The sequence below is a fragment of the Thioclava sp. F34-6 genome (assembly GCF_002213235.1).
GTDB classification, from domain to species: domain Bacteria; phylum Pseudomonadota; class Alphaproteobacteria; order Rhodobacterales; family Rhodobacteraceae; genus Thioclava; species Thioclava nitratireducens.
Genome location: NZ_NBOA01000003.1, coordinates 277,401 through 291,203, shown reverse-complemented (window position 1 = coordinate 291,203; position 13,803 = coordinate 277,401). Strand labels below are relative to the sequence as shown.

Here is a 13,803-nt window from a genome sequence, read left to right as displayed (position 1 = left end):
GGAAGGCAAATTCGTGCAACAGTCCCGGGGGGCTGTCAACATTCGGGGGCCTTCGGTCAGCGATTTGGGATTGGGTGTGGCGGCAGGCCACGGCAGATCGGACGTCAGGCGCTTCAGCGGCGACGTCGGGGACGGGAAATATATGCGGTCCTTGCGATCATGCATGGCGCTTACGCTGGGGCAGCGCGGAAGTAAAGAGGGATCAGCCAAGCGTCACGTCGAGGAACATCATCAGGATCAGGCCGAAGAGTAGCCCGGCGGTCGCGCGGTTCTGGTGCCCGTTGCGGTGGGTTTCGGGCAGGATCTCGTGGCTGATGATGTATAGCATGGCACCCGCTGCAAAGGTCAGCCCCCATGGCAGCAGTGCGCCGGAGACCGACACGGCAGCTGCGCCGACCAGCGCGCCCACGGGTTCGACCGCGCCGGTCATCGCGGTGACGAAGAAGGCCTTCCGCCGAGAATAACCCTGCCCGATCAGCGCGACGGCCACGGCAAGGCCTTCCGGGATGTCTTGCAGCGAGATGCCAGTCATAACCGAGAAGCCGTTCTCGTTGCCCGCGCCGAAAGCGACGCCGATCGACAGACCTTCGGGAAAGTTGTGAATGGTGATCGCGATCACGAAGAGCCAGATCCGCGCCAGTTGCGCCGCATCGGCACCCTCACGGCCGGAGGTGAAATGCTCGTGCGGCAGGGTCGCGTTCAGCCAGGCCACGAAGCCCGCGCCGATGGCGATCCCGATCGCGGCGATGGCGGCGGCGACCCAGACAGAGCCGAACATGGTCTCTGCCACGTCGATCCCCGGCAGGATCAGCGAGAAATACGACGCCGAGAGCATCACGCCCGCCGCAAAGCCCAGCATCGTATCGGCGGTGCGCTGGCTCATCGAGCGACCCAGGAGCGCCGGGATCGCCCCGGCGGCTGTCGCGACGCCCGCCACCATGCCGCCCATCAGGCCGAGCCATACCTCGTTCACGGCGCTCTCCTTTTCGTGTTCTCCCGGCGAGATGGGAACGGATCGGGCATGATTGCAAGCCTTGCGATGGGTGATTGCGCAAATTTCGCGCGATTGGTAAGGAAACTTAACCACGGAGAGAGGAACCCCCATGCCCGTCATCACCTCCATCGCCGATCTGAAACGTCTGCATAAGCGCCGCACGCCGAAGATGTTCTACGATTACGCGGAAAGCGGCTCGTATACCGAGCAGACCTTCCGCGAGAATACCGAGGATTTCGCGCAGATCCGGCTCAACCAGCGGATCGCGCGGGACATGACGGGGCGCTCGACGAAATCGACGATGCTGGGTCAGGACGTCGCGATGCCGGTGGCGCTGGCGCCGGTCGGGATGACGGGGATGCAGCGCGCGGATGGCGAGATCAAGGCGGCGCGCGCGGCGGAGAAGTTCGGCGTACCCTACACGCTGTCGACGATGTCGATCTGCTCGATCGAGGACGTGGCCGAGAATGTCAGCCAGCCCTTCTGGTTCCAGATTTATACGCTGACCGACGACGACTATAACAAGCGCGTGCTGGATCGGGCACGGGCCGCGGGCTGCTCCGCGCTGGTCATCACGGTCGATCTGCAGCTGCTGGGGCAGCGGCACAAGGACCTCAAGAACGGCCTGACGGCGCCGCCGAAATTCACCCCCGCCGTGCTGGCCGATCTCGCCACGAAATGGCGCTGGGGCATCGAGATGCTGCAGACCAAGCGGCGCTTCTTCGGCAATATCGTTGGCCATGTGGAGAGCGCCGCCGATCCCGCCTCGCTGGCAAGTTGGACGGCGGAAAAATTCGATCAGTCGCTCAACTGGGACCGGATCAAGCAGCTCATGGACATGTGGGGCGGCAAGGTGATCCTGAAGGGAATCCTGAGCGAAGAAGATGCCGAGATGGCGGCCGCCACAGGAGCCGATGCGATCGTGGTCTCGAACCATGGCGGGCGTCAGCTCGACGGGGCGCTCAGCTCGATCCGGATGCTGCCGAAGATCGTCAACGCAGTCGGCGACAAGACTGAAGTCTGGCTCGACAGCGGTATCCGCTCTGGACAGGACGTGCTCAAGGCGCTGGCGCTTGGCGCGAAGGGCGTGATGATCGGGCGCGCCTATGTCTACGGTCTGGGCGCGATGGGCGAGCCGGGCGTAACCAAGGCGCTCGAGGTCATCCAGAAAGAGCTGGACACATCGATGGCTCTGTGTGGCAAGCGCCGGATCGAGGATCTGGGCCGGGACGATCTGCTGATCCCGAACGGGTTCTTCGACACTTATTCCTGAGCGAGCAGGCGTTTCTCGAAGAACCGGTCCGGGTAGGGATCGTTGTTGTATCGCGGGATCTCGTGCCAGCCGAAGCGCTGGTACATTGCGATCGCTTCGGGCAGCGCTGAATTCGTGTCGAGCCGCAGGCGCAGGTGGCCCAGTTCGCGGGCCGAGACTTCGAGCGCGGTCATTAGCTGCCGCGCCAACCCCAAGCCGCGTGCGGCGGGGGCAATCCAGACGCGTTTCACCTCGGCATAGTCCGCCCCGCCCTTCAGGGCTGCGCAGCCCAGCGGCAATCCGTCGGACAAGGCGATCAGGAACGTGCCATGGGGCGGACGCATCTCGGCGGCCTCGGGGTCTTTCGACAGGCTCACGTCGAAGCCCCCGTCGAACCGGGCAGAGAGTTCCGCATAATATTTGGCCAGACAGGACTGCGCGCGCGGATCGAGTGGGTCGCAGGGCACAATCTCGATCTCGCTGCGCGTCAACGACGTCGCGATCAGGTCCATCGCCCCCAGCAGCGCGGCGTGATCGGGATGGCGGGACAGGATATCCGCCGCCTGCGCATCGGAGAGCCGTTCATATTCCGCGAATTCCGCCTGGCCCGCGTCGGTGAGCCGCGCGATGCGGCGCCGCCCGTCCTCGGGATCGTCCTCCATCACGATCAATCCCTCGCCCTCCAGCCCCCGCAACAGGCGGCTCATCTGCCCGGAATCGAGGGCCAATGCCTCGCGCAGTTTCGCGACATCCCCTTGCCCGCGCCCGATTAGGTTGAGCACCCGCGCAGAACCAAGCGGGCGGCCACGCCCCAGGAAAGACGAGTTGAGCGCCCCGAGCTGTCGGGTGACGGCCCGGTTGAACCGGCGTATACGTGCGATAGAATCCATGGAAATACCTGACTGAAGTCCGGAATATTTTCTGACTTTAGTCAGGTACCAAGCTGTGGCAACCCCGGTTTCCGTCCCGTCCCGGTTTCCGTAACGTCGTCGGTTTCCCCTTGCCATCCCGGCCAATCCCGAGTATTCGCGCGGCTTCATGGGCCCGACACCCTTGGAGGCGGCCCATCACTTTGACAAATTGGAGACCAGTTATGGCAAAAGAGATCGAAACGATCGAAGCCGTGGCGCGTACGGGGACGGGCAAGGGGGCCGCTCGGCAAGCGCGTCGTGAGGGCCTCGTGCCCGGTATCGTGTATGGCGACGGCAAGGACCCGGTTGCAATCAACCTCGACTACAACCGCCTGATCACCCGCCTGCGCAAAGGCCGCTTCATGTCCACCCTCTTCAACCTGAAGATGGAAGGCCAGGAAGACGTCCGCGTGATCTGCCGCGGCGTTCAGAAAGACGTCGTGAAGGACCTGCCGACCCATGTCGACTTCATGCGCACCCACCGCAACTCGCGCATCTCGCTCTTCGTGCATGTCGAGTTCATCAACCACGAGAAGGCGCCCGGCCTGAAGCGCGGCGGCACCCTCGTCGCAGTGCGCCCGGAAGTCGAACTCAACGTTCTCGCCGGCGATATCCCCGAGCAGATCGTGGTCGACCTCGAAGGCAAGCAGATCGGCGACACCATCCACATCTCCGACGTGGACCTGCCGAAAGGCGCCAAGCCCACCATCGAGCGTGACTTCGTGATCGCGAACGTCGCCCCGCCGAAAGGCTTCGGTGGCGGTTCCTCCGACGAGGACGAAGGCGAAGAAGCCAGCGAAGAAGCGACCGAAGAGTAATTCTTCTTCCGATGAGATTTTCGAGACGGGGCCTTTCGAGGCCCCGTTTTTCTTTGCGCGGCGCTTGATTCCCCGGATGCGCGGCAAACCGCCAACCAAACTCGTTCACATCTATGTGATCTCGAATTTCCTCGCCTTTTGCGCGAAACGCTATAGCCTCAAAGTTAATACAACCTAAAGGCTAGTCACATGCTGGAGCTATTCGCACTCGTTCTTGCAGCATTCGTGGTGCTACCGCCTAGAATGCTCAACGCAATTAGCCGCGCCCTCTATACGGTGCTGGGTCCGGTCCTGCGACCGTTCCGCATCTTTACGGCCCGACGACTCCCGCGCAACGGGTATGAGGAAATCGCGAAGTGCAATATCGAAGAGACCAGCGAACGCCTCTTCGATGAGTTTGCCCTTCCCGACACTCAAGAGCGCCCGATCGTCGTCGGCTCATCGGGACGCCCAGCCTACGTCGAACACCGCGCCGCCTGAACGCGACGACCCCCTTTCCCCTTCGCGCGCGCTCACTTATCCCGGAGTGAGCAGAGCCTCGACACCGTCGTTCGAAAGGGGAGACGCATGCAACTCTGGGTGGGCCTGGGAAATCCGGGCGCGAAATACGCGAACAACCGTCACAATATCGGCTTCATGGCGCTCGACCGGATCGCCGAGGATCACGGCTTCGCCCCGTGGCGCGGCAAGTTTCAGGGTCAGGTGAGTGAGGGCCGTTTCGGCTCAACCCGCGTTGTGCTGCTGAAGCCCGAGACCTTCATGAACTTGTCCGGCCAATCCGTGCGCGCGGCCGCCGATTTCTACAAGGTCGACGTCTCCGACATCACCGTCTTCCATGACGAGCTGGACCTCGCCCCCGGCAAGTGCCGCCTCAAACAGGGCGGCGGCCATGCGGGGCATAACGGGCTGCGCTCGATCCATCAGCATATGGGGCCCGACTACGCGCGGGTTCGGCTGGGGATCGGCCATCCGGGGCACAAGGACCGTGTGGCGGGCTATGTGCTCAACGACTTCCCGAAGGCGGAGCAGGAGATGCTCGACGATCTGCTGCGCGGGATTTCGGACGGCGCGCCCGCATTGGCGGAGGGCGACGGGTCGAAATTCCTCAATGCGGTGAGCCTGCGGGTCGCGCCGCCGCGCTCTTCGACCGGGACCAAGGGACCCACGAAGGCCGACACCCCTGCCCCGCAAAACGCCCCGCAAAAGAAAGAGGCCACGGAAACCCGCAGCCCCTTCGACAAGCTCAAGGATCACTTTCGCAAGTAATCACCAGCTTCCGGTGTTTTCCATGCTGGCCCAGGGTTCCTGGATCGGCAGCGACTCCCCCATCTGCAGCAGCTCGACCGAGATATTGTCGGGCGAGCGCACGAAGGCCATGTGACCGTCGCGCGGCGGACGGTTGATCGTTACGCCGTTGTCCATCAGGTGCTGGCACATCTCGTAGATGTTCTCGACGCGGTAGGCGAGGTGGCCGAAATGGCGGCTGTCCGAGGGCAGCCCGCTATCGCCGTCCCAGTTCCAGGTCAGCTCGACATCCGCCGTGCCGTCGTCCTGATCGGGCGGGCACATGAAGACCAGCGTGAAGCGGCCCTTCTCGTTTTCGATGCGGTTGCGTTCCTTGAGCCCCAGAAGCTCGTAGAAGGCTTTCGATTTCTCGAGGTCGAGCACGCGGACCATCGTGTGCAGATATTCGATTTTCATGAACAGGCTTCCTTGGAACTGATTGCGGTTAACCGGAGGATAGCTCCTGACGCGGCCGCGGCAAGCACCCCGGCTTATCCACAGGATATGGCGGTTCCTAGAGCCGCCCATCGCAGATATAGTGGAGGTCGATTCGAGACATCCGGAGGACATCATGGCGCTCACCCCCGAACAACAAGCCGAGATCGACGCACAGCGCGCCGAGACGCAAATGACCGCGCGGGCGGTTTCGCCGGGGATGGAGAAGCGGCTCTATACCGCCCATGAAGTGCTCGATCACGGGGTGGTCCGGGTCATCGACTACATGGGCGACGACAACGCGATCGTGCAGGCGGCGCGCGTCTCCTATGGCCGGGGCACCAAGACGGTGAACAGCGACGCGGGCCTGATCCGCTATCTGATGCGGCACTGGCACTCGACCCCGTTCGAGATGTGCGAGGTCAAATTCCACGTCAAACTTCCGGTCTTCGTGGCGCGCCAGTGGATCCGCCACCGCACCGCGAACGTCAACGAATACTCCGCGCGCTACTCGATCCTCGACCGCGAATTCTACATCCCCGAGGCCAGCCAGCTCGCCGCGCAATCGAGCCAGAACCATCAGGGCCGCGGTCAGGTGCTCGAAGGCGCCGAGGCCGCCCGCGTGCTCGACATCCTGCGCGACGACGCGATGCGCGCCTATGACCATTACGAGGACATGCTGACGCCCGACGAGGATGCAGGCAAACAGGGCCTCGCGCGGGAACTGGCGCGGATGAACCTGCCGACCAATATCTACACGCAATGGTATTGGAAGGTGGACCTGCACAACCTCTTCCACTTCCTGCGCCTGCGCGCCGACAGCCACGCGCAATACGAGATCCGCGTCTATGCCGAGACCATGTGCGACATCGTGCGTGACTGGGTGCCCGCGGCCTATTCGGCCTTCGAGGATTATAGGTTGGGCGGGGTGAACCTGTCAGGCAAGGCGGTGGAGCTGCTGAAGCGCCGTCTGGCGGGCGAGGAGATCACGCAGGAGACCTCCGGCATGAGCAAAGGCGAGTGGCGGGAGTTTACGGAGGTTTGGGGGTAACGAGTGCTGAACGTTAGTTATGAACCGTCCACCGGTTTGCCTTACATAGCGCTTTTAGTGGAAGCGCTAAGATGGCTTTCTTGGCCGGTGGCGATCGTTGTCATTGCGTTTATTTTCCGTGAACCACTCAAAGGTTTGTTGCGAAATATCAAGCACCTAACCGTTGGAAACAATCGCGCAGAGTTTATTCCGCAGCAACGCGGGAACTCCGGTGCGCTAGACGATTCACTGCCCGGTGAACAACGGTCGAATAAGGTTTTACCAATCCTTGAGGAGAATTTGACGCCTGCACAGCGAGAAATAAGGGATAGCGTCAGAGAAGAACTTGAAGACCATCCAGAGCACGAACGTCTAGAAATTCTGATCGCGGCTGTGGCGAAAGAACGGTTGCTGAGACATTTTGCGTCCGCATACAGCAACATTTTTGGCAGTCAGATTCGAGCTCTTGAATTGCTCAACCAGCGCGGTGGGCAGATATCTCTCGAAGAAGCGCGGAAGGAGTATGCAATACTCCAAAAGGAACTCACTGATCTCGCGTCTGTACCCTTCGAAGGTTACATCCGTTACTTGACTGATTTTCGTCTAGTCGACGTAGATGCAGAATGTATTCGCCTAACTCCTATTGGCCGAGACTTCGTAATCTGGCTGAACGCAATTGGCGCAAATAAAGACAAGCCGCTCTAGCAGGTTTTCTTCGCCCGGCCCCTAGGCCGGGCCGCGCCCGACCCGCCCCCAGGGCGGGCGCGATTGCGCCCACCCTCGGATCGGTCGCGGCACTCCTCGCGATGTCCAGAGCGTGCTAGGCTCATCCCATGACCCAACGCTTCCACGCCCCCCAAGCCCGCGACTATCCGACCGCGCTGCGCGAACTCCGCCAAGGTCGCAAGACTAGCCATTGGATCTGGTGGATCTTCCCGCAACTGGCCTCGCTCGGGCGGTCGCCCCGAGCGGTGGAATACGGGATCGCGGATCTGGCCGAGGCGCGGGCCTATCTCGCCGATCCGGTATTGCGGACGCGGTTGGTGGAGGCCTCCGAGGCGGTGCTCGCCCATGCGGGCACGCCCATCGAGGAGATCATGGGGCCGGTCGATGCGCTGAAGCTGCGCTCCTGCGCGACGCTGTTCGAGGCCGCCTCAAAGAAAAAGGAGCCGGTGTTCACCCGGCTCCTTGAGACGTTTTATGGGGGCGAGCGCTGCCCGCTGACGCTTGACGCCTTAGCCAGGTGACATCCCACGCAGGCGCTCGGAGCGGCGGCGCAGCAGTTCGACCGTGGTCAGAAGCGCGATCGACACGAAGACGAGGATCGTCGCCACCGCAAGGATCGCGGGGCTGATCTGCTCGCGGATACCGTTCCACATCTGACGCGGGATCGTCTGCTGGTCGTAGCCTGCCACGAAGAGCACCACGACGACTTCGTCGAAGGAGGTGACGAAGGCGAACAGCGCGCCCGAGACCACGCCCGGCAGGATCAGCGGCATCACGATCTTGAAGAAGGTCGTGCGCGGATCCGCGCCGAGGTTCTGCGCCGCGCGGGTCAGCGAGTGATCGAAGCCCACCAGCGTCGCGGTCACGGTGATGATCACGAAAGGAATGCCCAAGGTCGCGTGGGCCATGATGATGCCCGGATAGGAATGCGCGAGCCCGGTCTTCGAGTAGAAGAAGAACAGCCCCGTCGCGGTGATGATGATCGGCACGATCATCGGCGAGATCAGCACCGCCATGATGGCACGGCGGAACGGCATCTCGGGGCGCGACAGGCCGAGGGCTGCCAGCGTGCCCAGCACCGTCGCGAGGATCGTCGAGAAGAAGCCGATGATCACCGAGTTCTTCGCCACGTCGATCCAGGTCGAATGCTGCCAGGCATCCATCCACCACGACCAGCTGCGCTCGACCTGCGGCTCCTGCATCCCGAAGGTCAGCAGCATGTCATACCAGCGCATCGAATAGCCGGAGGGGTCGAAGCTCAGCATCTTCTCGGTGAAGGTGAAGTAAGGCTCCGCGTTGAAGGACAGCGGAATGATCACCACGATCGGCGCGATCAGGAAGAAGAAGATCAGACCACAGATCACGAGATAGGCGTAGTGCCAGGTTCTCTCGAGCGGGCTTGCATATGCGGGAACGGCCATCTGTGTTTCTCCTCAGCCCAGCTTCATGTTGTCGATGCCCACCAGCCGGTCATAGAGCCAGTAGAGGATGATGACGCCGCCCAGCAGCATCGAGGCGAGTGCTGCCGCGAGCGACCAGTTGAGCGATTTCTGCATGTGGAAGGCGATCATGTTCGAGATCAGCTGACCGTCTGCACCACCGACAAGGGCGGGGGTGATGTAGTAGCCGACCGAGAGGATGAACACGAGAAGCGCCCCTGCCCCGATCCCCGGCAACGTCTGCGGCAGGTAGATGCGGCGGAAGGCGGTCCACGAGGTGGCGCCAAGGCTGCGGGCCGCGCGGACATAGCTCGGCGGGATGGTCCGCATGACCGAGTAGAGCGGCAGCACCATGAAGGGCAGCAGGATGTGGGTCATCGCAACGATCGTGCCGGTCTGGTTATACATCATCTCCAGCCGGTTATCGTTGCCGATCAGGCCCGACCAGACGAGCAGATCGTTGATCACGCCCTGCTGCTGCAGGAGCACCATCCACGAGGTCGTCCGCACCAGCAGCGAGGTCCAGAAGGGCAGCAGCACGAAGATCATCAGCAGATTGGATTTCGCCAGCGGCAGCGAGGCCAGAAGATGCGCGATCGGGAAGGCGAGGATCATGCACAGCACGGTGATCACCAGAGACAGGATCGCGGTACGGGTGAACAGCTTGCCGTAGATCGCGCGCTGCGGATCGACCGGCACGATATTGTTGTCCTTGTCGCGGGTGTGATCCATCGCGGCGAGGTAGAAATCCACCGTATAGGGGCTCGAGGCAGAGCGCATCGCCCGCCACAGGTTCGGATCGCTCCACCCCTCGTCCACGCCGAGGATGGCCTCTTTCCATGGCGGATCGAGACGCTCGATCTTGCGCGCGGTCGAGGTGAAGAGCGAGCGCGTGCCCGCGACGTCATAGTTGATCCGCGTCCCCGCCTCGCCCTGCGTCCGGTTTTCCTTCATTTGCTTGAGGTCCGAGGCGAGCGCCGCATAGGCGCTCTCGTCGATGGGCGAGCCCAGCGGATGCGCGTCGAACCATTGCCCAAGCGCCGGCGCATTCTTCGAGAAGCCGTCGTTATAGACCGATTGAAGCAGCATCTGCCCGATCGGAACCACGAAGGTGATCAGGACAAAAAGGAACAGAGGCGCGACCAGCAGGAAGGCGCGGCGTTTGGCGCGGGCCTGCGATTTCGCGAGGGCGACCTTCAGCGGCAGCCCGTCGGCAGTCTTCAACTGTGTTGGTTCAGGGCCGTTTAGGCTCGCATCCATCGTTGCGTCGCTCATCGTGTCTCCTTGGCCCCTCAGGGCAGCGGGGCGAGCTGCGCGCGCAGTTTCGCGGCTTGCTCGGCGGGAATATCGGGCAGCATCACCCGCGTCGTATAGTTACCGTGGAGCTTGCCTTCGCGTCGGAAGCTCCAGTCGGAAATCTGGTTCGGCGCGAAGGTAATCTCGTCTCCTGCATGCGCCTTGAAATGCACGGGCTCGTTCATCAACGTGCCGGTGATTTTCTGCGCGGAGATCGAAATCGGCGCGATCCAGATATGTTCGAGGCCATTGGCGGGGGTATCGATCCCTGCCTTGAGCATGAAACGCGAGCCGGACCGGGCACGCACCGCGGGAATGAAGACGGTTTCATAAGTCGCGCGGGCTTGGCCGATCGCCATGTTCATCTGCGTATCGCCGGTCTCGTAGCCGACCACCGCATCTTCATCCGCTCGTGCGGGCAAGGTGACGGACAGCGACAGACAAAGGCCGAGGCACAAGCTGGCCAGAGACGACCGGAAGGCTGACATCCACGGGGCTCCTGACATCGAACAGGTCGGGCCGCGCGGCGGAGTGCCGCGCGACCCTCGCAGGACTTAGCCAGCGAGCCAAGCGTTGAAGCGCTCGCTCAGTTCGGTGTCGTGGTCCGCCCAGAACTCCGAGTCATTGACCAGAGCGTTCGACATGTTCTCAGGCGCGGTGGGCATATGCGGGCCCATCTTGGTCTTGCCGTCCTGATACATGCCGACCAACGGAGCCGAGGACTTGCGCGCCGGACCGTAGGAGATCCACTTCGCCTGATTGGCGAGCTGCTGGGTCTCGGTCGCGAACTTCAAGTATTTCTTCGCGGCTTCCATATGCGGCGCCCCTTTCGGGATCACGAAGAAGTCGAAGTCCAGAAGCTGGCCGTCCCAGACGATCTTGAAGGGCTGGCCCTCGGCGACCTCGGCGTTGAAGATACGGCCGTTATAGGCGGTCGACATCACCACTTCGCCATCGGCCAGCAGCTGCGGCGGCTGCGCGCCGGCATCCCACCACACGACATCGCTCTTGATCTTGTCGAGCTCGGCGAAGGCCTTGTCGACGCCCTCGGGTGTGCCGAGCACCTTGTAGACGTCCGCGGCCGGAACGCCTGCGCCCATCAGCGCCACTTCGAGCGTGCCTTTCGCCGACTTGCGCAGCCCGCGCTTACCCGGGTATTTCGCGGTGTCGAAGAAATCGGCGATCGAGGTCGGCGTGCCGTCGACCTTGTCCGCATTGTAGGACATCACGGTCGACCACACGATGTTGGCGACGCCGCAATCGGTGAAGGAGCCGTCGATGAAGTCCTCGCTCGCTGGGGTGCCGTCGGGGGCGGCGGCGAGATCGGTGTCGGGGTCGATCGGCTCGAGCAGACCTTCGTCGCACAGGCGGATCGCGTCGGACTTCTCGACGTCGGCCACGTCGACCGAGACGTTGTTCGCCTCGACCTGCGCCTTGATCGGGGTGCCGGGGTTGTCGGCGGCTTCCATGTTCACGTCGATGCCGGTCGCCTCGGTGAAGGGCTTGTTATAGGCCTCGACCTGGCTCTTTTCGTAGGCCCCGCCCCAGGACAGGACAGTGACTTGCTCGGCCTGCGCCGCCCCGGCCACGAGGCCGACGAGCGCCGTGCTCAGGATCATAGCTTTTTTCATCTTGGTTTTACTCCCAGTTGGTTGAGCTTTTGTGGTTTTGCGGCGTTTTCGCCGCTTGGCCGCGTGTTGCGGCAGATCGGAGCGTGCGGAGCTTGGCCCGCATGCTCCGCATTCTCAGAGATCGAGCGCGCGCGCGTCCTGCGGGTGCCAGCCGATCTTGACCGTCTGGCCTTCCGTCAGTCGCACCTGATCGAGCGTGTTGCGCGATTTCATGACGAATTCCCGCGATCCCGCGACCTTCATCCGGGTGCGCAGTATGTCCCCCATGTAGATCACTTCGAGTACGTCCGCGGTGATCGTATGGGCGCCCGAAGGCATCATCTCGGGCTTGAATTCGACCCGCTCGGGGCGGATCGAGACCAGCGTCTCCTGCCCCGCCTCGCGAATGTTGACCGCCGTCGCGTCGATGATCTCGCCATTCTCGAGTCGCACCGTGCAGGTGTCGCCGTTCAGCGTCTCGACCTTGCCCGGAAGCTTGTTGTTCTCGCCGATGAACTGCGCGACGAAGCTGTTCTGCGGGCGCTCGTAGAGTTCATCCGGCGGTGCGAGCTGCTGGATGCGCCCGTCGTTGAACACAGCGACGCGGTCCGACATGGTCAGCGCCTCGCCCTGATCATGGGTGACGTAAACCACGGTAATCCCGAGGCTTTCGTGCAGGTGCTTGATCTCGAACTGCATATGTTCGCGAAGCTGCTTGTCGAGCGCACCGAGCGGTTCGTCCATCAGGACCAGCTCGGGGTCGAACACCAGCGCGCGCGCCAGTGCGATCCGCTGCTGCTGACCGCCTGAAAGCTGCGCCGGACGGCGATGGATGAAGCTCCCCATCTGCACCATGTCCAGCGCACGCTTGATCTTGGTTTCGCGCTCATCCTTGCCCATGCCCCGCACTTCGAGCGGGAAGGCGAGATTCTCGCCTACGGTCATGTGAGGAAAGAGTGCGTAGTTCTGGAACACCATGCCGATGCCACGCTTGTGCGGAGGCACCATGTTGATGTTCTGGCCGTCGAGGCGTATCTCGCCATTCGTGGCGGTCTCGAAACCTGCAAGCATCATAAGGCAGGTCGTTTTTCCGGATCCAGACGGGCCGAGCATCGTTAGAAACTCACCCTTGCCGATCGAGAGATTGAGATCTTTCACGACGAGCGTTTCGCCGTCATAGCTCTTCTGCACGCGGTCGAATACGACGAATCCATCGCCGCTAGCTGCGTTGTTCAAAGCGGGCTCCCCGTTGTTTTTTGTCGTTGGTCATTTCCCGTGCATGTGACTAAAGCAAGGGCACTTCCGTTTTTCAACCCGGAAATCAAAAACCCGCGTCACAGGGCTATCACAGCACGGATTCGCCCGAAAAATTGCCGTTTTGCGTCACCTGTCGCGCAAGGAGCGACCAAGACTTGCATTTGGAGCGGTAAAATTGCCGCTGCGTCACCATGACCGGACACGCGGACCATAGACCGTATTGAGCGTCGCGCCGAGGAAATGGACCTGGGTCAGATCGGGTCGCGCGCGCAGCGGAGCGGCCAGGTCGAAGGAGGGCAGCGCAGGTAGCGCCAGCGGCCCGGTCCAAAAGCCTTCGACCCACGCGCCTTAGGCCTTGACCAAGGTGTGACGCGGCAGCAGCAGCCAGACGCAATGTTGCGCGTATAGGACGAGCGCCCGGCGATTACCGGACGCGCAGGGCTGCAGCCGGACCGGACGCAGCCGCGAATTGGCAGCGAGCTGCCCCGAACCGGCGGTGCGCGCACCATAGAACCGGCTGCGGCCCGTCATCCAGCGTGGTGACAAGGTCGCCCGGCTGCAGGCTCTTGACCCGGCGCGGACCGCGCGGCGTCGAGAGCCGGGTGCCTTTCGTGACGCACGGAGATTCCCATCGCGTAAAGCTGCGGCGACCCCGCCGGATCGAGTGGCGGAAACTATTCTATCCGCGTCGCCACCCGACTCGCGCAAAGACGCCCGCGGGGAGATCGCTCACGAGCGCGCCATTCGCGTC

The 13,803-nt window shown here is 62.6% G+C and carries 16 protein-coding genes; 7 read left to right on the top strand and 9 right to left on the bottom strand.

The annotated features are described in order from the left end of the window. Nucleotides 1-202 precede the first annotated feature (202 nt). The gene (locus tag B6V72_RS07540; protein ID WP_088719409.1) at nucleotides 203-949 is read right to left on the bottom strand and encodes a ZIP family metal transporter; all 747 of its coding nucleotides are present in this window, start codon (nucleotides 947-949) and stop codon (nucleotides 203-205) included. Between the two features lie 154 nt (nucleotides 950-1,103). On the opposite strand from B6V72_RS07540, the gene B6V72_RS07535 reads away from it, so the two are divergent. Beyond that, nucleotides 1,104-2,267, top strand: a complete 1,164-nt coding sequence (locus B6V72_RS07535) for an alpha-hydroxy acid oxidase (protein ID WP_088735251.1) — start codon at nucleotides 1,104-1,106, stop codon at nucleotides 2,265-2,267. Here B6V72_RS07535 and B6V72_RS07530 read toward each other — a convergent pair. After that, complete coding sequence (locus B6V72_RS07530) at nucleotides 2,258-3,136, bottom strand: helix-turn-helix domain-containing GNAT family N-acetyltransferase (protein ID WP_088719105.1); 879 nt, start codon at nucleotides 3,134-3,136, stop codon at nucleotides 2,258-2,260. The two genes, B6V72_RS07535 and B6V72_RS07530, sit on opposite strands and share 10 nt — an antisense overlap. Nucleotides 3,137-3,339: 203 nt before the next feature. Between B6V72_RS07530 and B6V72_RS07525 the strand changes: the two genes are divergently transcribed. The 3 genes from B6V72_RS07525 (at nucleotide 3,340) to pth (ending at nucleotide 5,241) form a co-directional block, all read left to right on the top strand. Further along, the gene (locus B6V72_RS07525; RefSeq protein WP_078539807.1) at nucleotides 3,340-3,975 is read left to right on the top strand and encodes a 50S ribosomal protein L25/general stress protein Ctc; all 636 of its coding nucleotides are present in this window, start codon (nucleotides 3,340-3,342) and stop codon (nucleotides 3,973-3,975) included. A gap of 189 nt (nucleotides 3,976-4,164) precedes the next feature. Next, nucleotides 4,165-4,455, top strand: coding sequence for a hypothetical protein (locus tag B6V72_RS07520; protein ID WP_088719106.1), 291 nt, complete (start codon nucleotides 4,165-4,167; stop codon nucleotides 4,453-4,455). An 87-nt stretch (nucleotides 4,456-4,542) separates the two neighbouring features. Next, the gene (gene pth, locus B6V72_RS07515; protein WP_088735250.1) at nucleotides 4,543-5,241 is read left to right on the top strand and encodes an aminoacyl-tRNA hydrolase; all 699 of its coding nucleotides are present in this window, start codon (nucleotides 4,543-4,545) and stop codon (nucleotides 5,239-5,241) included. Here pth and B6V72_RS07510 read toward each other — a convergent pair whose 3' ends face one another. Further along, nucleotides 5,242-5,676 (bottom strand): VOC family protein, encoded by a 435-nt coding sequence (locus tag B6V72_RS07510; RefSeq protein ID WP_075776245.1) that lies wholly within the window; start codon nucleotides 5,674-5,676, stop codon nucleotides 5,242-5,244. It abuts the gene before it with no gap. Between the two features lie 154 nt (nucleotides 5,677-5,830). Here B6V72_RS07510 and thyX point away from each other — a divergent pair, with 154 nt between their 5' ends. The 3 genes from thyX to B6V72_RS07495 all read left to right on the top strand — a co-directional run bounded on the left by thyX (nucleotide 5,831) and on the right by B6V72_RS07495 (nucleotide 7,971). Further along, complete coding sequence (gene thyX, locus B6V72_RS07505) at nucleotides 5,831-6,745, top strand: FAD-dependent thymidylate synthase (RefSeq protein WP_075776246.1); 915 nt, start codon at nucleotides 5,831-5,833, stop codon at nucleotides 6,743-6,745. 3 nt (nucleotides 6,746-6,748) lie between these two features. Continuing rightward, nucleotides 6,749-7,429, top strand: a complete 681-nt coding sequence (locus tag B6V72_RS18970) for a hypothetical protein (protein ID WP_143597869.1) — start codon at nucleotides 6,749-6,751, stop codon at nucleotides 7,427-7,429. Between the two features lie 128 nt (nucleotides 7,430-7,557). After that, nucleotides 7,558-7,971: a DUF1810 domain-containing protein gene (locus B6V72_RS07495; RefSeq protein ID WP_088735248.1), complete on the top strand. Its 414-nt coding sequence runs from the start codon at nucleotides 7,558-7,560 to the stop codon at nucleotides 7,969-7,971. Here the strand turns inward: B6V72_RS07495 and B6V72_RS07490 are convergent. The 6 genes from B6V72_RS07490 to B6V72_RS19490 form a co-directional block, all read right to left on the bottom strand. Next, nucleotides 7,960-8,871, bottom strand: coding sequence for an ABC transporter permease (locus tag B6V72_RS07490; protein ID WP_088735247.1), 912 nt, complete (start codon nucleotides 8,869-8,871; stop codon nucleotides 7,960-7,962). The two genes, B6V72_RS07495 and B6V72_RS07490, sit on opposite strands and share 12 nt — an antisense overlap. Before the next feature lie 12 nt (nucleotides 8,872-8,883). Further along, complete coding sequence (locus B6V72_RS07485; RefSeq protein ID WP_088735246.1) at nucleotides 8,884-10,164, bottom strand: ABC transporter permease; 1,281 nt, start codon at nucleotides 10,162-10,164, stop codon at nucleotides 8,884-8,886. 17 nt (nucleotides 10,165-10,181) lie between these two features. Next, the gene (locus B6V72_RS07480; protein WP_168173023.1) at nucleotides 10,182-10,673 is read right to left on the bottom strand and encodes a DUF2314 domain-containing protein; all 492 of its coding nucleotides are present in this window, start codon (nucleotides 10,671-10,673) and stop codon (nucleotides 10,182-10,184) included. Between the two features lie 66 nt (nucleotides 10,674-10,739). Beyond that, entirely contained in the window at nucleotides 10,740-11,816 is a 1,077-nt protein-coding gene (locus tag B6V72_RS07475; protein WP_075776251.1) for an ABC transporter substrate-binding protein, read from the bottom strand. Nucleotides 11,817-11,930: 114 nt separating this feature from the next. Further along, entirely contained in the window at nucleotides 11,931-13,031 is a 1,101-nt protein-coding gene (locus B6V72_RS07470; protein WP_075776252.1) for an ABC transporter ATP-binding protein, read from the bottom strand. Nucleotides 13,032-13,476: 445 nt separating this feature from the next. Beyond that, nucleotides 13,477-13,713 carry a Hint domain-containing protein gene (locus B6V72_RS19490; protein WP_088719410.1) on the bottom strand — a complete coding sequence of 79 codons (237 nt, stop codon included), beginning with the start codon at nucleotides 13,711-13,713 and terminating at the stop codon, nucleotides 13,477-13,479. Between the last annotated feature and the right edge of the window lie 90 nt (nucleotides 13,714-13,803).

Bases quoted from the DNA above. Each gene is read 5' to 3' on its own strand.
- B6V72_RS07540 (WP_088719409.1), bottom strand. From the start codon at position 949: ATGGGCGGCATGGTGGCGGGCGTCGCGACAGCCGCCGGGGCGATCCCG.
- B6V72_RS07535 (WP_088735251.1), top strand. From the start codon at position 1,104: ATGCCCGTCATCACCTCCATCGCCGATCTGAAACGTCTGCATAAGCGC.
- B6V72_RS07530 (WP_088719105.1), bottom strand. From the start codon at position 3,136: ATGGATTCTATCGCACGTATACGCCGGTTCAACCGGGCCGTCACCCGA.
- B6V72_RS07525 (WP_078539807.1), top strand. From the start codon at position 3,340: ATGGCAAAAGAGATCGAAACGATCGAAGCCGTGGCGCGTACGGGGACG.
- B6V72_RS07520 (WP_088719106.1), top strand. From the start codon at position 4,165: ATGCTGGAGCTATTCGCACTCGTTCTTGCAGCATTCGTGGTGCTACCG.
- pth (WP_088735250.1), top strand. From the start codon at position 4,543: ATGCAACTCTGGGTGGGCCTGGGAAATCCGGGCGCGAAATACGCGAAC.
- B6V72_RS07510 (WP_075776245.1), bottom strand. From the start codon at position 5,676: ATGAAAATCGAATATCTGCACACGATGGTCCGCGTGCTCGACCTCGAG.
- thyX (WP_075776246.1), top strand. From the start codon at position 5,831: ATGGCGCTCACCCCCGAACAACAAGCCGAGATCGACGCACAGCGCGCC.
- B6V72_RS07495 (WP_088735248.1), top strand. From the start codon at position 7,558: ATGACCCAACGCTTCCACGCCCCCCAAGCCCGCGACTATCCGACCGCG.
- B6V72_RS07490 (WP_088735247.1), bottom strand. From the start codon at position 8,871: ATGGCCGTTCCCGCATATGCAAGCCCGCTCGAGAGAACCTGGCACTAC.
- B6V72_RS07485 (WP_088735246.1), bottom strand. From the start codon at position 10,164: ATGAGCGACGCAACGATGGATGCGAGCCTAAACGGCCCTGAACCAACA.
- B6V72_RS07480 (WP_168173023.1), bottom strand. From the start codon at position 10,673: ATGTCAGCCTTCCGGTCGTCTCTGGCCAGCTTGTGCCTCGGCCTTTGT.
- B6V72_RS07475 (WP_075776251.1), bottom strand. From the start codon at position 11,816: ATGAAAAAAGCTATGATCCTGAGCACGGCGCTCGTCGGCCTCGTGGCC.